The 21,863-nt window shown below is 44.0% G+C and carries 19 protein-coding genes; 3 read left to right on the top strand and 16 right to left on the bottom strand.

Features of this window, described 5'->3' with window-relative positions; genetic code table 11:
• Nucleotides 1–17: 17 nt before the first annotated feature.
• Nucleotides 18–2,114 (bottom strand): polysaccharide biosynthesis tyrosine autokinase, encoded by a 2,097-nt coding sequence (locus BUA93_RS05265; RefSeq protein WP_072978020.1) that lies wholly within the window; start codon nucleotides 2,112–2,114, stop codon nucleotides 18–20.
• Nucleotides 2,115–2,194: 80 nt separating this feature from the next.
• Between BUA93_RS05265 and BUA93_RS05260 the strand changes: the two genes are divergently transcribed.
• From BUA93_RS05260 to BUA93_RS05250, 3 genes are all read left to right on the top strand, one after another.
• Complete coding sequence (locus BUA93_RS05260; RefSeq protein WP_072978018.1) at nucleotides 2,195–4,795, top strand: DEAD/DEAH box helicase; 2,601 nt, start codon at nucleotides 2,195–2,197, stop codon at nucleotides 4,793–4,795.
• 73 nt (nucleotides 4,796–4,868) lie between these two features.
• Nucleotides 4,869–6,164, top strand: a complete 1,296-nt coding sequence (locus BUA93_RS05255) for an aminotransferase class I/II-fold pyridoxal phosphate-dependent enzyme (RefSeq protein WP_072978016.1) — start codon at nucleotides 4,869–4,871, stop codon at nucleotides 6,162–6,164.
• A gap of 123 nt (nucleotides 6,165–6,287) precedes the next feature.
• A complete protein-coding gene (locus BUA93_RS05250; protein ID WP_072978014.1) occupies nucleotides 6,288–7,577 on the top strand; it encodes a citrate synthase in 1,290 nt (429 codons plus the stop codon).
• 67 nt (nucleotides 7,578–7,644) lie between these two features.
• On the opposite strand, the gene BUA93_RS16525 is transcribed toward BUA93_RS05250, so the two are convergent.
• The 15 genes from BUA93_RS16525 to BUA93_RS05185 form a co-directional block, all read right to left on the bottom strand.
• On the bottom strand, nucleotides 7,645–8,097 hold the full coding sequence (locus BUA93_RS16525) for an HD-GYP domain-containing protein (protein ID WP_371359295.1): 453 nt from the start codon (nucleotides 8,095–8,097) through the stop codon (nucleotides 7,645–7,647).
• Nucleotides 8,098–8,107: 10 nt separating this feature from the next.
• Complete coding sequence (locus BUA93_RS16520) at nucleotides 8,108–8,776, bottom strand: FIST N-terminal domain-containing protein (protein WP_254793859.1); 669 nt, start codon at nucleotides 8,774–8,776, stop codon at nucleotides 8,108–8,110.
• The gene (locus BUA93_RS16515; protein WP_254793858.1) at nucleotides 8,761–9,045 is read right to left on the bottom strand and encodes an FIST N-terminal domain-containing protein; all 285 of its coding nucleotides are present in this window, start codon (nucleotides 9,043–9,045) and stop codon (nucleotides 8,761–8,763) included. Before BUA93_RS16515 ends, BUA93_RS16520 begins: the two co-directional genes overlap by 16 nt.
• Nucleotides 9,046–9,271: 226 nt before the next feature.
• On the bottom strand, nucleotides 9,272–9,871 hold the full coding sequence (locus tag BUA93_RS05240; protein WP_254793857.1) for a BspA family leucine-rich repeat surface protein: 600 nt from the start codon (nucleotides 9,869–9,871) through the stop codon (nucleotides 9,272–9,274).
• A gap of 134 nt (nucleotides 9,872–10,005) precedes the next feature.
• The gene (locus BUA93_RS05235) at nucleotides 10,006–11,811 is read right to left on the bottom strand and encodes a C2 family cysteine protease (protein WP_072978011.1); all 1,806 of its coding nucleotides are present in this window, start codon (nucleotides 11,809–11,811) and stop codon (nucleotides 10,006–10,008) included.
• A 40-nt stretch (nucleotides 11,812–11,851) separates the two neighbouring features.
• Nucleotides 11,852–13,573, bottom strand: coding sequence for a DUF6765 family protein (locus tag BUA93_RS05230; RefSeq protein ID WP_072978009.1), 1,722 nt, complete (start codon nucleotides 13,571–13,573; stop codon nucleotides 11,852–11,854).
• 17 nt (nucleotides 13,574–13,590) lie between these two features.
• Entirely contained in the window at nucleotides 13,591–14,199 is a 609-nt protein-coding gene (locus BUA93_RS05225) for a tetratricopeptide repeat protein (RefSeq protein ID WP_072978007.1), read from the bottom strand.
• Nucleotides 14,189–14,851, bottom strand: coding sequence for a hypothetical protein (locus tag BUA93_RS05220; protein WP_072978005.1), 663 nt, complete (start codon nucleotides 14,849–14,851; stop codon nucleotides 14,189–14,191). Before BUA93_RS05220 ends, BUA93_RS05225 begins: the two co-directional genes overlap by 11 nt.
• The gene (locus BUA93_RS05215; protein WP_072978004.1) at nucleotides 14,851–16,761 is read right to left on the bottom strand and encodes a hypothetical protein; all 1,911 of its coding nucleotides are present in this window, start codon (nucleotides 16,759–16,761) and stop codon (nucleotides 14,851–14,853) included. Before BUA93_RS05215 ends, BUA93_RS05220 begins: the two co-directional genes overlap by 1 nt.
• Nucleotides 16,762–16,848: 87 nt before the next feature.
• On the bottom strand, nucleotides 16,849–17,505 hold the full coding sequence (locus tag BUA93_RS05210; RefSeq protein ID WP_072978002.1) for a hypothetical protein: 657 nt from the start codon (nucleotides 17,503–17,505) through the stop codon (nucleotides 16,849–16,851).
• 67 nt (nucleotides 17,506–17,572) lie between these two features.
• Complete coding sequence (locus tag BUA93_RS05205) at nucleotides 17,573–18,187, bottom strand: hypothetical protein (protein ID WP_072978000.1); 615 nt, start codon at nucleotides 18,185–18,187, stop codon at nucleotides 17,573–17,575.
• Between the two features lie 235 nt (nucleotides 18,188–18,422).
• Complete coding sequence (locus BUA93_RS05200) at nucleotides 18,423–18,995, bottom strand: coiled-coil domain-containing protein (RefSeq protein WP_072977998.1); 573 nt, start codon at nucleotides 18,993–18,995, stop codon at nucleotides 18,423–18,425.
• A 15-nt stretch (nucleotides 18,996–19,010) separates the two neighbouring features.
• Nucleotides 19,011–20,030 carry a DUF4332 domain-containing protein gene (locus BUA93_RS05195; protein ID WP_072977996.1) on the bottom strand — a complete coding sequence of 340 codons (1,020 nt, stop codon included), beginning with the start codon at nucleotides 20,028–20,030 and terminating at the stop codon, nucleotides 19,011–19,013.
• 219 nt (nucleotides 20,031–20,249) lie between these two features.
• Nucleotides 20,250–20,450, bottom strand: a complete 201-nt coding sequence (locus BUA93_RS05190) for a type II toxin-antitoxin system RelB/DinJ family antitoxin (RefSeq protein WP_072977994.1) — start codon at nucleotides 20,448–20,450, stop codon at nucleotides 20,250–20,252.
• 230 nt (nucleotides 20,451–20,680) lie between these two features.
• On the bottom strand, nucleotides 20,681–21,778 hold the full coding sequence (locus tag BUA93_RS05185; protein ID WP_072977993.1) for a tRNA dihydrouridine synthase: 1,098 nt from the start codon (nucleotides 21,776–21,778) through the stop codon (nucleotides 20,681–20,683).
• Nucleotides 21,779–21,863 lie beyond the last annotated feature (85 nt).

Raw genomic sequence — 21,863 nt, 5'->3', positions numbered from 1 at the left:
ACTCCTTCGTCGGTTAATTAGTACTTACCGTACTTGTAGCCGTAGCCTTCGGTGCGGCTGTGCTCGTACTTGTTGATGACAATCGAGGCGTGGGCCTGCGGGTTGCCCTTGAGAATCTGCGACATACCGTCCTTGATGGCTTCGATTGAATGCTTATTGAATTCAATGACCATCACGATCTGGTCGGCGACATGGCAGGCGAGCGCGGCGTCGGTGACGAGCATAATGGGCGGAGTGTCGACGATTACGAGGTCGTATTCCTGCTTGAATTTGTTGATTATTTCGGAATAATGCTTGGACCCCAGGAGTTCCGCCGGGTTGGCGGGAACATTGCCGCACGGGATGACAAAAAGGTTCTCAACTTCGGTGGGGAAAATCACGTCTTCTGGTTCCACCTTGCGGAGGAGTATCTGGGAAAGTCCGTCCCCGCGCTTGATGCCGAATTCCTTGTGCAAACGACCCTTACGCAGGTCTGCGTCAATGAGCAGCACCTTCTTGCCGAGACCGGCAAACAGAGCGGCGAGGTTTACCGAGATAAAACTCTTGCCCACTCCGGGGATAAGGCCGCTTACGCCGATAATGGAGCCTCCTTCGTCCATCATTGAAAATTCAAGGGATGAACGCAATGCTCGGAGCGATTCTACTGCGACGTCGTCTGGTTCCACCACGGCCAGGGGACGGGTCCCCTTGGTTCCCTTCGGATTGCCCTTGGGAACCTTGGCATAAACGGTGAAGCCTGTTTCTTTCTCGATGAAATTCGCGCTCTTGACGCCACTGCTAAACTTAGACTTGATCGAGACGATTGTTGCGCCCAACAGGAATCCGAGGAACAGGGCAACGCACAGGATAACTTTCTTCTTTGGCTTTGTGGGGACTGTCACCTGTTCGGCGAAATCAATGATTCGAACCGAGCCGACCTCACCGGCAGAAACGAGACGCAACTGCTGGATGTTGTTGAGCATGGTGGTGTACATGACCTTTGTCAGTTCCACCTGGTTCTGCAACTTAAGCACTTCCTGCTGGGTGGCGGGAAGCTTCTTTACTTCGCTGGAGGTTCCCGCAAGTTCACGGCGTAGAGCGTCTTCTTGATCTTCCAGAGTTTTTACGGTGGGATGCTCGGAATGGAACAGACGGATTGCTTCTTGCTTGCGCTGCTGTAGGGCGAGAATATCCTGTTGCAGCTTCATACGACGCTGTAACACCAACTGTGTTTCTGCATTGATGTCTACCGAACCGACGCGGTTACGGTAGGTGTTCAAGTTCATGAGGGACGAATCCATCTGGGCCTTGACATCGGGAAGCTGTTTTTCGAGGAATTCCAGGGTCTTTTGGGCCTCCGCATTGCGTTCCTCGACATTCTGTCGCAAGTAAGAAGATGCAACCTCGTTCAAAATTTCTACACCGCGGTCCGGATAAATATCCTGGTACGAAAATTCAAGGATTCCTGTTTTCTTGCCTTTTTCGGAAACGTTGAACGCTCCACGAAATTTTTCGATAGCGTCGAGGCGCTTGAGTTTGTATACGGAGAATGTTTGACCGGGGCGAACCTCGGCACGGAAAATTCCGAAAGAGGCCGTATCGCCGGCATAAGTGAAATGATAGGTTTGCCCAGCACTTCCTGTGAGGACCAATTTTTTGTCTTGGTCGAAGAGCTCAAAGTTGCCTAGGGAATCCTTGGCGACGACGGTCCAGGGCAGATTACGTTTTTCTTTAGGGACGTTGTTCCAGGGCACATTGAAGTTGCTCAGCTCTAGGCGGCCTTCTTTGTGCATGAGACGGTCCAGTTTGCTTTGAGGATCTGCGACTAGGTCAAGGCGCATTTTTTCAACGGCAGCGCCCATCACCTGACGGCTCTTGATTAGTTCCATTTCAGTTTCGGCGGGACTACTTGTCGCAAACAAAGCGCCGAGGCTACCCATCATTCCCGAGGGCTTGCTATTTTTAGATTCGATTTGCAGAAGCGCATCCACCTGATAAACCGGTCTCACCCACATCGCGACAAATACGCCGATGATGCCGGCGAGTAGCATAATAGGAACCATAATGGGCCAGTTTTTGGCCAGTTCCTTTAAAAGTTCTCCAAGATCGGTATCTTCTTTTTTCTTCGTAGCCATAAAGCGTTTTTCCTCTAACACACGATGTCTGTATAATTTAGAAAAAACGCACTATATATAAAAAAGCTATCTTTGGCTTTATGAGTGAAAACGCCCCCAAACGCCTAAAAGATTTCTTGCCCCAAACCCCATTTAACGCCGGCGAAGGCGCCGAGACCCTGTTGGATGCGTTTATGGCATGGGCGGAATCCCGCGGCACCACACTCTACCCCGCCCAGGAAGAAGCCATTTTGGAGCTTTTGGACGGCAAAAACGTCATCTTGAACACACCCACGGGCTCCGGCAAATCGATGGTCGCCTTGGCCCTCCATTTCGACAGCTTGGCCCATGGACGCCGAAGCGTCTACACCTGCCCCATCAAGGCGCTGGTCAACGAAAAATGGATGGCGCTCTGCAAGGAATTCGGTGCCGAGAATGTAGGACTTTCGACAGGTGATGCAACCGTAAACCACAATGCACCGATACTCTGTTGTACCGCAGAAATTCTCTCCAACATGGCGCTGAACGAAGGCGAAAAGCTCACCATTACCGACGTGGTCATGGACGAGTTCCACTACTATTCCGACAAGGAACGCGGCGTCGCTTGGCAAGTTCCGTTACTCACGCTTCCGCAGGCAAGATTTTTGCTCATGAGCGCAACCGTCGGCGCCACCGAATTTTTCGAACGCGACATGACGAAGCATACGGGCCGCGAGTCGGTGACGGTAAGGTCTTCGCAGCGTCCGGTTCCACTCGATTTCAGCTATTCCGAAACCGAAATTTCGAACACGGTGCAAAAGCTTGTGTCGGGCGGCAAGGCACCCGTCTATGTGGTGCATTTTACGCAGGCCGCCGCGGCGACCAACGCCCAGAATTTCATGAGCTTGGACCTCTGCACTAAAGAAGAAAAGCAAGCCATTAACGACGCCATCAAGGAAGTCCGATTCAGCAGCCCCTACGGCCCCGAAGTCAAGCGCTGGCTCAAGCAGGGCATCGGCCTGCACCATGCGGGACTTTTGCCCAAGTACCGCATTCTCTGCGAAAAACTTGCGCAAAAGGGCCTGCTTAAAGTCATTTGCGGCACGGACACATTGGGCGTCGGCGTGAATGTTCCCATTCGAACGGTGCTTTTCACGCAACTCTGCAAGTACAGCGGCGACAAGACGGCGATCCTGACCGCCCGCGATTTCCACCAGATTGCAGGCCGCGCAGGCCGCAAGGGGTTCGACGACATCGGCTACGTAGTGGCGCAGGCTCCCGAGCATGTGATCGAGAACCTGAAACTCGAGGCCAAAACCAAGCAGACTGGCAAAAAATTCCAGAAAAAGAAACCGCCCGAACACGGCTACGTTCCCTTTGACGAAAGCACCTACAAGCGATTGATAGCAGCTTCGCCGGAACCGCTAACATCCAGTTTCCAGGTGAGTCACGGAATGCTTTTGAACATTCTGAGCCGCCCTACGGACGGCTGCACCGCCATGCGCAACCTGCTCAAGGATTGCCACGAAAGTATCGCAAGCAAAAAGAAATTGCAACACCGTGCTTTTCAGCTTTTCAAGAGCCTCGTCAAGAAGAATATCATTGAATTTGTGACACCGATTGCGCCCGGCTACAGCAAACTCCGCGTCAACATGGACTTGCAAGACGACTTTTCCATGAACCAGCCGCTTTCGCTGTACCTGGTCGATACGCTCCCGAAACTGGACCGCGAAAGCCCCGAATACGCCCTCGATGTCATTACTTTGTGCGAAAGCATTGTGGAAAATCCGGATGCAATCCTCCGCATTCAGCAGAACAAGGCGCGTAACGCCCGCCTCGACGAACTCAAGGCGCAGGGCATTGAATTCAACCAGCGCATGGAAGAACTCGAAAAAGTTGAGTACCCCAAGCCGCTTCGCGATTTCATTTACGACACCTTCAACGCCTTTGCCGAAGAACACCCTTGGGTCGACGTGAATATCGAACCCAAGAGCATCGTGCGCGAAATGTTCGAAAATTTCAGCACCTTTAGCGGCTACGTGAAGCAGTACGGCCTGCAGCGCATGGAAGCAATTCTACTCCGGCATATCAACGGCGTTTACAAGGTGCTCAGCCAGACGGTTCCCGACGGCTACAAGAACGAAGAGCTCCTCGACATGCAGGACTACCTCGGCGACATGATTCGTCGCACCGACTCGAGCCTGCTCGAAGAATGGGAAAAGATGGCGCACCCCGAAGACTACCAGAAGCGCATGGAAGCCGCAGGCGCCACGGAACTCGAGACCGCCTTCGGGGCCGACAAGGTGGCCGCCGACATCACCTACGACAAGAAACGCTTTATCGTCATGGTACGCCAGCGCATCTTCCAGCTTATGTCCGCTTTGCAGAAGCAGGCCTATGGCGATGTGCTCGACATGCTCGCCGATGACCTCGCCGAAGGGCAGATGCTCGAGGACGGCGACGGAAAGCCTTGGACCGAAAACGGCCTCATGGAAATCATGGCCGCCTATACCGCAGAACACCACAAGTTCCGTCTCGATGTCGAAGGCCGCTCGTTGCACCATACGATTATCACCTACGAAGGTGATATCATGCACGTGCAGCAGATGCTGCAAGACGAAGAAGACTTTAACGACTGGAGCATCGATTTCGATGTGAATCTTGCCGAATGCCGCGACGCGGGCATGCCGCTCCTTAAAATGACCCGTATCGGCGAAGTGTAAGCAATTTGCAATTAGAAAAAATAGGTGATTTTTTCTATCTTTGGCCTCGTAAAATTTTCAAAGGACACAAACCATGAACTACAATCCTTTAGCACAGGCTCTGAATGCAGAACTTTCTGCAAACGGCTGCAAAGTTCTCGACATGCTCTCTGAACAGGGCAAGGCGATTTTCTTCCCCCGCAAGGGAATCCTCGGCCAGGGCGCCGAAGCCAAGGGCTCCGAGATCAACGCTACGATTGGCACCGCCCTCGAAGACGACGGCTCTCCGCTCGTGCTGGATTGCGTTCTCAAGTCCCTGAATCTGCCCAAACAGTCCTTCCTGTATGCCCCGAGCTTCGGTAACCCGGACCTCCGCAAGGAATGGAAGAAGCAGGTCATCATCAAGAACCCGACGCTTGCAAACAAGAACTTCAGCACGCCGGTCGTGACCTGCGCCCTCACCCACGCCATCAGCTGCGCCGGCTACCTGTTCCTCGACGCCGGTGACGAAGTGATTATCCCGGACCTGTACTGGGACAACTACGAGCTCGTGTTCGAAAACGCCCGCGGCGCCAAGATCAAGACCTTCAACACCTTCAAGAACGGCGGTTTCGATACCGAAGCCTTGAAGGCCGCTTTGGAAAACAGCAAGGGCGACAAGAAGGTCGTGCTCCTGAACTTCCCGAACAACCCGACCGGCTACACCGCTACCGAAACCGAAGCCGTTGAAATCGCCAAGATCCTCACCGAATGTGCCGCCAAGGGCAACAAAGTGGTGGCCCTCCTCGACGATGCCTACTTCGGACTGGTGTACGAAGAAGGCGTGACCAAGGAATCCCTGTTCGTCAAACTCGTGGACGCTCACGAAAACCTCCTCGCCGTCAAGCTCGACGGCCCGACCAAGGAAGACTACGTATGGGGCTTCCGCGTGGGCTTCATGAGCTTTGGTTTCAAGGGTGCAACCGAAGCCCAACTCAAGGCCATGGAAGACAAGGCCGCCGGCACCGTCCGCGGTAACATCTCGAATGGCCCTTCCATCAGCCAGAGGATTTTGCTTGCCGCTTACCAGAGCCCGGAATACGCCCTGCAGAAGGCCGAAAAGTACGCGACCCTCAAGAAGCGCTACGACATCATCAAGGAAGTCCTCGCCGCCCATCCGGAATACAAGGAAGCTTTCGACCCGATGCCGTGCAACAGCGGTTACTTTATGTGCATCAAGCCGAAGGGCGTCGATGCAGAACAACTCCGCGAAAAGCTCATCAAGGATTACAGCACGGGCACCATCATGCTTTCTGGCCTGATCCGCCTCGCATTCTCTGCCGTGCCGACCGAAAAGCTTCCCAAGCTCTTCGACAATATCTATAATTGCATCATGGAAATGAAATCGTAGATTTCATTCTAAATTCAGAATTATGATTTCGGATTTCGGAGTTGTTAATAAGGCGGCTACGCCGCGACTATTTAAGTTCTGAACTCTGAATTCCGAACTCTTAATTAATCACCTGGAGGATACATGTCCGACAACGCCATTTTAAGTTACAACGGAAAGAGCATCGAGCTCCCTGTTGTTGAAGGTGCTGAAAACGAACACGGTCTCGACATCTGCAAACTCCGCAAGGAAACCGGCCTGGTAACCTTGGATTACGGCTACCTGAACACCGGTAGCACCCGCAGCGCCATCACTTACGTGGACGGCGAAAAGGGAATTCTGCGTTACCGCGGCTACAGCATCGAAGACCTTGCCGAAAAGGCAACCTTCCCCGAAACCGCCTGGCTCCTGATTTACGGTGAACTGCCGACTCAGCAGCAGCTCGCGCGATTCCGTACGTTGTTGACCGAAAACGCCCTCCTCCACGAAAACCTTCTGCACTTCTTTAGGCAGATGCCGCCGAGCGCCCACCCGATGGGCATCCTCAGCTCCATCGTGAACGCCGTGGGTCTGTTTACGCCGCGTTTCTACGACGACGAAAACATCGCCGACGTGTTCGACCTCACGACCGCGAGCCTGATTTCGAAGATCCGCACGATTGCCGCCTTCTCTTACAAGGCAAGCATCGGCGAACCGTTCGTGTACCCCGAAGCGGAACGCAGCTACTGCAGCAACTTCCTGAACATGATGTTCAGCAGCAAGGCCCGTTCCTACCATCCGGATCCGATTATGGAAAAGGCGCTGAACACGCTTCTGATTGTTCACGCCGACCACGAACAGAACTGCTCTACCTCTACCGTGCGTATGGTGGGCAGCTCTCACGCTAACTTGTACGCAAGTATCTGTGCAGGCATTTGCGCCTTGTGGGGTCCGCTTCATGGCGGTGCAAACCAGGCCGTGCTCGAAACGCTCCTGCGCATTCAGCAGAGTGGCATGACCATTGACCAGGTGATGGCAAAGGCCAAGGACAAGAACGACCCGTTCCGTCTTTCCGGCTTCGGCCACCGCGTCTACAAGAGCTACGACCCGCGCGCGAAGGTCTTGAAGAAGCTCATGTACCAGGTGTTCGAACGCGAACACTTCCACGACCCGCTTCTGGACATTGCGCTCAAGCTCGAAGAAGCCGCCCTCAAGGACGACTACTTTATCGAACGCAAGCTCTACCCGAACGTGGACTTCTACTCGGGCATTCTCTACCGCGCCATGGGCATTCCGACGAACATGCTTACGGTGATGTTCGCCATCGGCCGACTCCCCGGCTGGATTGCCCACTGGAAAGAAATGCACGACGATCCGAATTCCAAGATCAACCGTCCGCGCCAGATCTACACGGGCCATACCGCCCGCCCCTGGATCGACCGCGATAAAAGGTAAAAGACCGCTCGGAGTCCATTCGGCTTAGCCGTCGGAATAAATCCGGCGGCTTTTGTTGCAAGGTCTATCAATTGGAGCGATTGACGATTTTCGGGCGACCGCTCTGCAGTTTCATGAGCAAGTCTGCGACCTCGTTCCAATGATCTAGCACCACTTTGCCAATGGCAGGATCGTACATCACGCCCAGGTTCTTTTCGATTTCATTGCGGCAGTATTCCAACGACAAAGCATCGCGGTAAACGCGCTTGCTGGTCATTGCGTCAACAGAGTCCGCAATTGCAATGATACGGGCTCCGATAGGAATTTCTTCACCCTTCAAGCCTTCGGGGTAACCGCGACCATCGTAACGTTCATGGTGATGCAATACTATCTGCACAAGTTCGTGGGTGTAGTTGGACTGCATCAGAATCTTGGCGCTAATCACCGAGTGTTGCTTAATGATCGAGAATTCATCATCCGTTAGCTTACCAGGCTTGCCAAGAACACTGTCGCTAATACCCATCTTGCCAATATCATGCAAAAATCCGGTACTAGAGCCAGACCCTAGAACGGAGAAATTTCGTAAGTCGGCTCATGCTGGGACCGAACGCCTTTCGGGCCGCGCAAGAGAAGATATGCTGCACTTCGGGAGCAAAATTTTCGCACACTTCACTTTCAGCCTTAATCTTTTCCTCAATCAATTGCGGTTCACCATACGACAACCGGACAATGGACCCCTCATCAATATCCGAAGACATGGAGAGCGAACCATCCGGATTACTCGCGCCAGCCGCACGCACAATCGAGACTCCATTGTGCTCATAGAGCATCGGGAACTCAAGTGCATTATAAAAGAAGTTCTGGTCGTTCTTGATGCTCAGATACTTGTTGTAGACTTCGTAGGCAGGGACTCCTCCCAATTCGTAGAGGATGTTTCCGTCGGAGCGGGTTACATGGAAATTACGGCCAATCGGCTTCCAGCCACTAATCTTGCGGGAATCCACATGCAAGTCCGCACCACCGTAAAAGACCACTAGCAGACCCGATTTAGATAATCCACCCACCGACGAGAACACGCAGGAATTCGGGCTCGTAATATCGGGAGAGCAAACAATACCGCCAAAAACCTGAATGTTCGGAGCAAGGCTGTCAAGCCCTTCGCAAAGAGCCGTCGTCGAGAAGGGCGAAATGCAGTGATAAATTTCTACAACCTTGACCAAGGATCCTTGTCGGCTTCAGCCACGATCTGGCCTGCAATGCCACCGACAGACTCCCTGGATAAGTCGTACTGCACAATCTTGAACTTGCTGGAGGTTTTTTCGAAAATGATTGCTGACACCGAAATATCGACCATCTGTTCGCAATCAACAATATTTCCGCTAGTCGAGTTACCGAACCACGGCGTCTCGGGGAACACGCGTTCCAGAATATCCCAAACGGGCTTCAGTTTTTCGGGATCCAATATGGTTGAATGGATTTGGAAGCTCATCGTGGGGGAACCATGTTCCTTGTACCACTTACTAAACAGGAAAAGTTCGTTTTCGAACCTGGCTGCAAAATATTTTGTTCTTCATATTATCCCTTCTTAAGAACAACTAGACATTAATATATATATAAGAAAACAGGTCTCTTGCAACAATCACCCACAAAAAAAGCCCCTAAAAGAGGCCATAAATTAGTCCAAACAGGAATATTTGGGGGAGTAAACTGACAATTTAGCGGGCCATATAAAGGTTTTTCATAAGCACATTATACCATTCAGGAACATTACCGGCATCCTCTAAAGCAGAGAAATGAAACATTCTGCTTATGTCTGCCGTTTTTTGCACGTTCCAGCCGCTTATATTTCCATTGAATTCGGAGTGATAAAACATCATACTCATATCAGCCACCTTAGAGACTTTCCATGCGCTAATGTTTCCATTAAATTTCGAAAATTGGAACATGCAATTCATATCCGTCACGTTCGATACATCCCATTTGCTGATATTGCCGTTGAATTGAGACTTTAGGAACATGCTGTTCATATCGGACACATTCGATACATTCCACTTGCTGATGTTGCCGTTAAACTTAGAGCTACAGAACATGCCATTCATATCAACTACATTCGAAACGTCCCATTTACTGATATTGCCATTAAATTGAGACCCCAGAAACATGCAGCTCATGTTGGTGACATTCGCCACCTTCCACTTGCTAATATCTCCATTGAATTCAGAACCGCAGAACATGTCGCTCATGTCGGTAACATTCGTCACCTTCCATTTACTGATATCACCATTGAATGAGGAGCAATAGAACAAGCCGCTCATATCGGTTACTTTAGAAACATTGATAAAATTAAGGTCGCAATTCAAGCCCTCTTTTTCAATAGTTTCTTCAATAAGCTGTTCAAGATGTTCACGACTAAGAGCAATGATTTTTTTTGCCGCCATAGGGATTCCATTTAATTCAATTCTGCAAAATACTTAAGATTGACTGTTCTTGACGCTTCTGAATGATAGAAGAAATATTTCGAATAGCTTCTTTTACCACCTGACACGATAATGATTCTCACCCTAGACCGAGATTCGATATTTCTTTCTGACAAATCTATGATTTTACTTTTGTTATAATCCAGTGAAGTACATACAGTTTTTGTTGATGTAATTCCAGTATCAGGATTCTGACTCTGAACTTTTACTTTTATGGCATTTGCAGAACCATTCGTGACTTTTATTTTTAGGACAGGTTCATCTGGCACAAGAGCCGTAGTTCCATAATTCAATTGAGGGCCACTATAGAAAGTCACATCATGGAATAGGCGTTTGAATTCGTCAACTTCCAGCAGGAACACCCCATTAGACTTATACGGATTATCGTTGCCCGCAAGTTCCCAGAACATATCCGAGCAGCCTCGATAGGTATCCATAATATTACAATCCGCTTTTACACTCCAAGACTGATGGTAAACCTTGGGGTTGTTCTTTAGTTCCATCGGGTTACGTCCATGCGGATTGCGAAGCACAATATATTTTTTTGAGTTTATAGTGAGCGCATACATCAACGAATATGAATGTCCAACATGAAGTCCCAAATTCAAATATTCTTCTTCAGTTCCGTCCTTACCACAACTAGTTTCTCGCCCATTTATCACTTTCGTTTCACGATGAATTGCCGCACAAGTAGGCCGCAAATAAGCTTTTCGAGCCGCATTATAAATTTCATCACTATTCATGGATGACAATTCCTTGACAGTAACCTTTTCCGTATGGAGCAGCTCTTTCATTGCCGCAGCAGCCTTTCCACCATTAATAAAAGCGACCCTCATCCCATTATTTTTCGCATATTTCCTAGACAACATATAGGGATGATCTGATGTAGATTTTTCAAGGAATTTTGCATATGCTTTTTCATAAACCGCGGGCCAGCACGGGTCTTTGCCCGATTTTCTTTTTGGAAGCCGTCCACCATTTATACGATACGACTTTTCTTTATGGCCGCTCACACCATAATTAAGACCATCTTTATTTACAAGGACATCTTCAGAAACAACAATTGTCTGTACCGTCTTTTTCTGATCACTCCAAGCCTGAGATGATTCATACTGGCTACTATTGGGGACATAAAAGTCAATTGCATGCCAAGGAGCATATTTTGCAACTTTGCCACCATCTTTATTCCATTTTTTTCTAAAAGCTGTTACATTCTTAATTAAAAACGGATTGACAAAAGCTATAGAGCATAATGCCGATAGGAAATAGCAATCTCCAATAGCATTTTGACAGACATCCCTCCAATCAACAGTTTCATTGAAAAAGTACCCCTTATCCATCCATTTTAAGCCATCAGGCAAATAAAAATCATCTTCACTAGCAGAACTATCATCATCATAGACAAGCTTCATTTTGCTAACATCCGAAACTTGCTTATACAATAGTGATTTAACAATATTCTTACGACGTTGTTCTAGATTCGAGCTTTTTGTACTTTTTTTCGATTGAGACCTCGCAAATTTTTTTAGTAGCGAATCAAGCCTTTTCTCGGCGTCTTCTTCTGAAATAACAATAAAATCACCTTTCGCATTTGTAGAAACCTGCGGGTTCAAAAGGGTCGAAGCGTTTTGCACAAACCCTTTTTTAGTTATGCCAAAGCATTCAGCGATAGCATCATACTCGTCTTTTTTTGTAGACCAATTGATTCGTTCGCCCTTGATAAATTCAGCAACGCTAAACGGATCAGGACAACCATCAAAGATCTTGTTATTTGCCATTATCTAATTCCTTCAATACGATGAATATTCATTCAAGCAATCATGAATTATTTGAACTCACGGAGCATTTCTCTTCAGCGGGGAAAAATTCACTATCCCACCTCATACCCTTAATCAAACTATTGCCAGCACATTCCATTCCGGTACAAATTGCAACATACGAATCTTTCTCTTCATTATTTTCATTTTGCCCCCATTTATTGGGAGACGAATGCCCCGGGTTAACAGGAACACCACTATCATATATCACCTGATCTTTTTTTCGCTCACGTTCCTCTTCCTCTTTACGTTTTCTTTCCTCTTCTTCTTTACGCTTTCTTTCCATCTCCTCTATATATTTCTCGTCGGCATCTTCGAAGTAACCTTTAATATATTCCTTCAATTCATCAGCAACCCCCTTTGTTACCTCAGCTTCGTATGAATCAAGACCTATTTTTCCCATGATAAAGGTCCGATGTTCTTTTGCCGCTTCCAAAAACGCTTTTATATTTTGTTCTTTTTTTGTTTTATCTAAAAAATATTCTGCCTCCTCATCTTTACGAAATTCAAAAAGCTCTGTTGAATCTTTATAACTATTGACAATACATTCTTTCCATTTAGCGCTTCTTTCATTCATCTTGGATGTAGGCAAAAAGCACGATTTTATATCTTTCTGAATTTCTTCCCATTTTGGAAGATCAGCCTTCAGTAGAAAAGATACATCTTGAGAAAAATTATCATTGAGGAAAATTTGCCTATTATCCCCCATAAGGAAAATGTTATTATCTACATCTTCTACATTCGTACTTTTAACAAATTCATCTGGATTTCTAACATACAATAACGCTTTGTACATTTGGTAAAAAGCATATGTATATCTCACAGGATTGTACACATTGGTGAAAATTTCTTTTTCAGAATCATTTTCAATTTCTTCATACAACATCTTATAATTGAAGCCAGGAATATCAGGATTACTTCCAGCAGATCCATGTCCTGTCCATGCTGGAGAAAATGGTTCCTGAGAGACGTCAGCGAAAGATCCAACCACAACAGTACCCAAATCCCAATCTCCATCGCAGGTACCTTCGATCTTTGTGTCACAATCATCAAGCTCATCAATTTCAACAGAGTTGAGATACTCGTCACAAGCACCAGTGAATCCTTGATGAGACCAGGTGTCCGCCAAAACATGCATAGCGATTCCAATTCTATATAGCGCTTTATTCTTTTCCAGTTCGCTGTTTCCACACGTTTGTAGTGAAGACATTGCTTCTTGAATCATATTACTGCATAAATTTGTTGATGTCTTGCAAATAAGATCGACATCTTTACAAAGTCTTTGCTTTTGATCCTCTTTATCTTTTACACCTTTGACGTGCTCGGGAATTTCTTTGTAATCCATCCCTGCTAGTTTTTTATTTTCTAATTCATCCTTACCACAAGGCAAAAAGTGAAACGGAGTCCACGCATATATGATTCTTCTTCTGAGTTTTTCTGTATAATCTGTTCTATTTTTGTACAAATAGCCTTTATCCGTCGTTAACGTAACCAAACAGGAATACGCTTTTATCACCTCTTCACACTTCGTATTATAATTATTTACATACGTATTTCCTACACCATCAGTAACTAAATCACTGTGAATCAACCGACTCACATTTTCATGATTCATTTCATCAACAGTTTGTGCCGCCCATGCGATTCTTTTTGCGTCATCATGGTCAAATCCAGCTTTTCTAGCGATATAGTACGTTCCATAATAGTGGCAATCGATCTGCATATTAATTTACTCCTTTTTTAGGATTTGGTTAAACATTCAATTTCATTTTCATCATAACGAGCAAATTGCTCTTGTCCAATTGATCTAAAGTAATCAACACGACTTCGTAATGCGCGCAACAACTCATTATTATTTTTATCTAATTTGAAATGGTTTATAGCCTTATCAACATATGTTCTCGCGGCCATTCTATTATTAGTTTCCCGATAATAAGAGAAAAGCAGAAGTTCCATTTTACCACATAACGATTTACTGTAATTCTTCATCAATTCATTTTTCAGTTCGCTCTCAGCTTCTTTAGCCTTGTTCAACCGAAACAAACAATTTGCATGGCAAAGCCTAAGATTTCCTCGATCTTCATTATTCGTCTGCATTGATTTTATCAATGCAGCTTCGTTAATCTTTTGCAAAGCACTTTCATAATCATCTTGAATCATGTAAATGTTGGCCATATTCAATAAAGTATGTCCACAAAGTGTTTCTAATTTCAGCTGTTCTTGAGCTCTTAATATTTCTTTATAAGCCTTTAGCGCATCATCATAATTTTGATTAGCCACAAAAAGCGCAGCTCTTTTATCCATCTCTAAAAGAGCATCAGCAATACCTTGCATAGGACTAGTTTTCATGATCCATATTCTCCATTTTTTCAATTTCCTTACTTACAATTTCAGCTCTTTTAGAATTCAAAAAAGGTAACACTGCTTTTAACAGCATTAAAGCATCAGCATAATCACCATTTTTTTCTCGCCTCAGCCCTTGTTTCAGCACTTCTAAAGAAAGTTTGGTCAATACGCTAGTAAGAAAAGTCTGATCATCTTTTGTTTTTATACGGTCCGTAGCCTCATAGGCTTTTTGCAAAGCCAAACAATAATCCTGAGGCATTATAAATCCTTGAACATCCTCAAAGGTTACTTTCATTTTGTCATTTTCATTGACCAATATAAACTCAAGCAACTTGAAAGCCATGCTGTGAACATTATCCAAGGCTTTATTTCGCATATCGTCTGAGATACATTTTTCAACAGCGTCCGAAGCAAAAAGCAAAGCCTTTCTACATTCCTTTCTAAAATAGGCAACTTTTGAAAAGTTCATAAGCTGTTCAGCAGCAGTATCTCCACATTGATAATATTCCAGAACAGTTATCGCTTCTTTGAAAATCGATTCCGCTTGTTCAAAGGTTTTAGTTTCATCTAACGCGAAAGAAATCGCCATATTGATTTTTTCCGTTAGCTGTTTGACAATCATTTCAATTTGTTCATCAAATCCTATGGTAGCCATTAAAACAGATCCTTTTTGTATTTAAAATCACGTTCCATGTTTTTATAAGCAGTTTTTCTTTTATCATAGAGCAACGACATCTCTTTTTTTTCAAAAGTCCTGTCGCCATTCAATTTTGATACAAAGCCATCATTTTTTAAAGGGAACGAAGAAACCCTTATTTGAGAAGTTTGTTTTTCTATTCCTTTATTAAAATCATCAAATGCTTTCTTTCGTGGGAGATTCTTTTTTCGTTTTTCTATCGTAGAAAAGAAATTCTTTTCTTGCTTCTTATTAGCAGATGATGCTAAATCAAGATTATTATTGGCAGTTATAGATACAGCACTACTTGATGCAATGTTTTTTTGTTCCTTTTTTAGTCCATTATTTTTTTGAGATGGCGCCACACCTACATCAATTCTTTCGGATTTTCTTTTGTTTAAAGAAGCTTTAGATTTTCCTGCATCAGCAATTTCTTCATTTTTCTTTATATTCGCAAACGATTCGTTATTAGATTCATTGCATTCAACAGAATCTCGCAAAGTTTTCGCACTTTTTTTTTCGTTCAAAATAGTTTTCTTTTTTTCAGAGCATTCAAAATTTTTAGTTTGATCAATATTTTCAATCAATGTTCTATTTTCTGAAGCAACAGAAATTTTCGTTTCATTCAAACTTACAGATTTTTTTGCAATTTCAGAATTTGCCAAAAAACTTTTCACATTCTTATTAGTTTGCTTTCGACAGATTAGTTCTGTTTCAAAACAATTTCTCACAATTGCACTAGCTTTTTCAGAACCAACCAAGCAATTTGTTTTTTCCCAACTTAAGGAATCCCTAGTTTTCTCCACATTCGTAGAATGTATGCTGTTTTCTTTGAATTCACATGCTATTTCAGAGTTTTTTTTCTGAACAGAAGATTTTTGGAAGCCTACAGAAGTTTCGTCATTCGTTACATTTTCCCTCCGCATTCTAGTTTTTATAGAAAACTTCGTTTTTCCTATAGAACTAGAGGGTTTCAATTTTTCTATGCAATTAGTTTCCAGATTAAGTAATTTCCTTTTATCGGAAGAACTTCTTTCAGTTATTAAGCCCGTTTCTTTATGAGTTTCTACAAAATTATTTAAACAATCGGCACAGAGAGGACCTCTTGCAACATCTTTTTTCTTTTCTAAATCTATTGAAGCATTCGATTTTTCAATACTTTTTGATGGTTGCCTAAGCACTTTATATGTTTCTACGGGCGCATATGAAGATTTTGAATCATCATTTTTTTCTACAGTAGCACTAGTTTCTTTCTGACAAATCGGAACAATTTTGTTTTTTTCGACACATGTCAAGGTGTCAAAAAAGGGTTTCGCTCTGGAAACGTCTCCCATAGGAAATATTGAATAACCCGATTCAATTAAAGGTTTAAAAGCGTCTTGCTTATCCCATATGAATTCCCGCAAAGATTCCGGTTCAAAGCCCCTTCTTATAAAAAAACTTGCTTTTTCAATCTCAGCTAAAGGACATTTTTGTTCTTTGCAACCACCAAAAGAGTCTCGTAAAGTCTGAGCAGCGAGTCCTTCTCTTACAGAATACTTTGGCTTTTCCAATCCGATAGTAGAATGATTTATTTTTTTACTCGCCCATATAGAATTGCGTATTTTTTCTAAAGAAGCAAAATTAAAATCAATCTCAAAAAAGTTATCCGATTTTGCAATATTTAAAACAATCTCTTCAACACTTGTTTTTTCGGGATTATCCTTATCAGTCTCTTTTTTTGAGGGATTCTCAGTATTTTCATCCGATTCATCACTCCTTTCTAAAATTTCCGAGGAGGCTATTTCGGATATTATCGACGAATTATCTTCGGAATCGGCAAATTCCTCAGAAAACAACAAGCCTTCAATATCATCTATTAACGAGTTGTCGTCTATTTTTTCACTCATACATCTTTGTGACTTAATGGGAATTTGAAAGAAACAGGCATTCTCAGAGGTTTTGCCCCTAAGAATGCTCTTTAGATTTGCGGAGGATTACTCATCACCCTCATCTGGCTTCGACTGTGCACCCTCGTTTGGCTTCGACTGTGTGGGATTTTCTGCTGGGTGATCCGTATCATAACCCACATTAGCGATTTCGATATCCTTAGCCAATTTTTCAGATTCTATCTGGAAAACCTTGTTCATCGCCTGCGTTCTTAGATCAATAACTTGAGAAATAATCGTATTAGGCGGAACAGGAACCAAACGAGTCCTTAAAAGGCTGGCACCTTCTGCGTTATAGCTGTACTTGCTAGAATAAGAAGCATCCACCGTCGTTGTTCTAGCAAAGGTTTTTTTCTTATTCTTAAGTTCTGTTTTCGAACCGTACTCATATTCCGATGAAGATTCGTAGCTCATGGATATTGCGATTTTCACTTCAATCACAGTCTCCGCAAACTGATAGAATGTAGGCTGAAAACCAGCACCAATCATGGAGGTCGTATAGGGCTTATCCGAAACGACAATTCCATTGGCCTTGTTGTAACTTACAGAAACCATAGGAAGTTGAACCGTGTCCTGCTGGCCCATCAATTTAAGAATTTCAATGGAATTCTTATCAAGATTGCATTGGGCTTCAGCAATAGCCATTCCCAGACTAGACACCATTTCACCGAAAGGTACATCCAAAAGTTGTTGACCAATACTCATATTGTTTTTTCCTTTTTTATTTGTTAATTGTTTGGTTCAGGGGAATTTGCAACTAAGTTCCTACATTTTATGTAGAACTAGAATCACCATTTTCTCCTGGTTGTTGAGGTTGTTCGTTACCCTCATCTGTTTGCTTCTGTTCATCAGTATTACTACTATTAGCAACAGGCTCTTTCGCGATTTCCTGTTCGATCAACTTCATCGTATTCTCGAACTTTTTCTGTTCTAACTGAGCTTTTAAATCCAGCAATTTTTGCATAAAAGCATTAGGCGGAACAGGTGTAATCTTTGTTCTAATCAAGCTAGAACCTTCTGCCGTGTAGGAATACTTTGCAGAAAAGGACGCGTTTACAGATGCGCACAAACATTTGTAGCTGGCAGAAGCAGAAACTTCCATAGACATCGACATCGTGATAGAAATCTTAACTTCGATAATCGTATCCGTAAACTGGTAAAAAGTCGGTTGAAAACCTGCACCAATTAAGGAGACCTTTTCCGTTCCAGTCAGCGAATCACCGAAATTAGGAATTTCAATTCCACATGTATCGACATCGCCCATCAGTCTTGCAATTTTACAGCTGGTCATATCCATTTTGAACTGACCTTCTGCAATCGCATTTGCCAACTGCATGACCATGTCTCCAAACGGAACATTTAATAGTTCTTGTCCGATTGACGCCATATTGATTATTCCTTTCTGATTAATAACTTATAAACAGATAAAATCAGTAGAGAAAAAATTTTTCTCATCGAAATACTCTGTTTAGACCAATTTTTACATTCGATAGAATTCTAATTCGAGTGCGACCAAAAACCTTTCAGCAACTAATCCCTGAAACCCATTTTGGTCATCACACTCTTTTGGGCAAACCTCCTGAGTGAAATTGAACCTTATTTATGTTTAATAAACTATTACACTATTTCGGTACAGCCTGAATAGAAATTTTGATACTACTCAAGCTTTCTTCAGATGTTTCAGATATTCTGGGCGCTAGAAATTTAAAGGTTGTTTTGCCATCTCCATCACAATCTTCAAGAACACGTACTTTCAAATCAACATCCATGCTATTAATGACATACTTAGCAACATCACTATCTGAATCTGTATTCGCGTTAAAATCATTTATTGTTTTGTTCAAAAAAGAAGATATATCATCCGTAGTGTAACAAGTACTAGCATTCTTTTTATCAATATCTTCTAATCTATCCGCCAAATCTTTTTTTTCTTTTTCCAATTCAGCATATCGAATTTCAAATTCTTTTTCTTTGGTTTGCATTTCGCAAGTTTTCTTAGCCAACTCGGCACCTTTCTCGGCCAAAGTTGATTGCATCGCGTCAACTTCTTTCTTTTTTAATTCTAATTCTTGAAGTTTTTCTTCCACTTCATCCATAGCTTTTTCATAAGCTTCTTTTTCTTCTTGAGACAAAGCCGCAACAGCCGTTGCAATCGGCGTTAACCTACGAAGTCTAGTTCTAAAAAGTTCAGCCATTATCCAATCTCCTTGTTACTTTTTCACCACTTTAATTTGAATTTCGGGAACAATTCCTATTACCAAAAGTTTGTTTTCAAGAGGATCCTGACGAATAACTTCTATCTGCATCGAATCATCAGACACATCAACATCTTCCGGTAAAATTTTATAGGCAGAAATACCAACTCGTTCAAGTTCAGATTTTAACTCTCCAATGGTTGATACATTGCCATTTTTCAAATTCGGCATATATCGTCTTGCAACAAATTTGTCTCCTGCTGGTATAGGCACTATTTTCAATTTTACAGAACTTTCTTCTTTCTTTGAAGATTTGAACAAGTTGGAATAAGTTGCATTACTAGGCAACATGTTAACATCAGTTCTAGTAATAGTTCCGTCCTCTTTTTTTTCTTCATAAACTGAATAATCCATTTTCATGGTAAATTCAACCTCAGGCATTACATACCATGTTGCCTGCAACCCCATGCCATACAATTTATCGTCTCTTAAAATTTTATTTTGAATATCCAAAGAATATTGATCTAATTCATGCTGTGCAACGGCAACACCCTTGCCTAATTCAATTATAACGTTAGACAAGTTGGAATAAATTCCAGGCGTAGTATCTTTTGTAACAATCGTATCTTTTAGAACAGTAGTACATTCAAACGCTCTTGCAAATTTAACATCAGCTTTTTGAAGTTTAAGAATAGCATCTTCAGTAAATTTTGTATGGGGATTTTCTTTTTTTAATTTTTCAAGAATTACACTTGCACTTGTTTCTTTAAACTGTTCCACAGAACGGATGTCCGCTTCCATTAATTCGTATGCCATATCATAAGACATCGTATCAATACGAAGTAATTCTGCTTGCACGGCCCAAATGTTTATTGTGTCCAAAGGAATTCTTGTTTTTCTAGCCAATTCAGCTCTTTCTTCGGGGGTACGAGTTGCATCCCAAAAACGAGGAAGACTTTCAATCTTAGCTCTTGACGATAAAAGATCCTGCATTTTACGGTCAATACCAGCAATACTAATCAATGAACCTGACATATTTTTCTCTTTTTAAAAGTTTTAAATAACATTATTGTACACAACAATATAAAACATTTGAAACAAAATAATGTGATTTATAACAACATTATTTTTTTATTTACAAACAAATTGTTACATCATCAAAACAAATTAAGTACATTGTATTACAAATTAACTTTATACAAAGAAAGCCGCCCCGTCGGGCGGCTTTCTTTTATGATTTAAGCAAGAAAAATCTTAGCCGACATCCTTTGCCTGGACCACTTTTCCTAGCGGTTCAAAGGAATGCCCTTTGACATCAAAAGGTAGGCGATCTTCTCGGATTGTCATCTTGACAAACATATTTACTGCAGCCGAAACAGTAATCCCAACGGAATCACAGAATGTTTCAAACTTTTTCTTCGTTTCGTCTTCCATTCTTACGCTTACTATTGCCATAATTCTATCCCTTCAAAAAGCCGTTTAACAATAGTTTATTTTTCATTTGTTGTCAAATCTACAACAATTATTTTTTTCATACAAATCAATCTTATTTCTCGCAATTTTCACATTTTTGACACACATGGTCATACATATCACGTACAAATTGTTTCTTTTTAGAATCAACGTGGCCTAAATGCGCTTTTTTCGTAAAAAGCAGTTTATCGAAAAAAATTCATAAAAAAAATTTATCTTCCGGCAAATTGGTCGCCAAACCTTAATTCGGTTTCTTTGGCTCCATTTAGATTCACCAAACGGTTCGGATCGTAGCGCATAGATTTCACAACACTATTTTTCAACACCTCTAGGCGGTCGAAGAATTCGTCCGCCGTCTGTGCGGTGAGTAGCGTTTGGCGTACGGTCAAGGTCGGGTCTTCAAAGCCCTTGCAAAGTCTTGCGGCAAGCTGTTTCAAACGTCCAAGAGCCCCCATTTCGGTGGCGCCGTCCTCCAGCTTGAACTTGTAGTAGAGGGGAAACACGTCGAGGGCCTCGGAGGCGGTCATTTGATGAGGCGGTTTACCTTCCCAGGCGTCAGCAATTTGTCCGAAAATCCACGGGTTGTGCATCGCACCGCGGCCAATGGAAACGCCCGATACTCCGTACGTTTCAAGGCGCTCGCGGGCGTTTGCGACGCTGTTCACGTCGCCATTCCCGATAACGGGAATCTTGGCCGCGGCCGCTACTTTGCCGATCCAGTCCCAGTTGGCGAGTCCGTTATACCCTTGTAGCCTGGTTCGGCCATGTACCGTCAGCATTTCGACGCCTTCGCCTTCGGCGATCTTCAGTGTTTCCATTACGTTGATGCTCTGGTCGTCCCAGCCGATACGGCACTTGAGGGTCAGGGGAATGTTTACGCTTGAGGAATCGAGGGCCGTCCGGACGTCGTGCAGGATTTCTTGCAGGCGGGGTAGGTCTCGCAACAGTCCCGATCCGCTGCCCTTGCCTGCGACCTTGGGGGCGGGGCAGCCTGCATTCACCTCGATGAATTCCGGATGGAGGGCTTCGGCGATTTTCTTTGCGGCGGTGGCCATCCTGTCGGGAAAGCGTCCGAAAATCTGGATGCCGAAAGGGCGTTCTTCAGGGAAAAACTTCAACTGCTTGTGCCCGTCAAGGCAAAACACGGCGTCACCGTCGGTCGGGACGAACTCGGAAACCAGGAGCCCCATTCGGTTACCGGAAAGAACTCGGCAGAGCCTGCGGAAAGGGGCGTCTGTCACCCCGTCCATGGGACTGAGGATTGTATTCGGAAAGACTTCCAGATTTCGAAGCTTGAAACTTTTCAACATTTTAACCACATCTATCCACAAAAATTCCGCAACAAGAACCCGAAAAAATTATTTAATTTCAGCGGGACCGGTACTCTAACTCATT

It is taken from the genome of Fibrobacter sp. UWH4 (genome assembly GCF_900142475.1).
In the GTDB taxonomy this organism is placed as follows: Bacteria; Fibrobacterota; Fibrobacteria; order Fibrobacterales; family Fibrobacteraceae; genus Fibrobacter.
The sequence above is the reverse complement of the archived record's forward strand: the minus strand, read 5'-3'. Positions and strand labels throughout refer to the sequence as shown.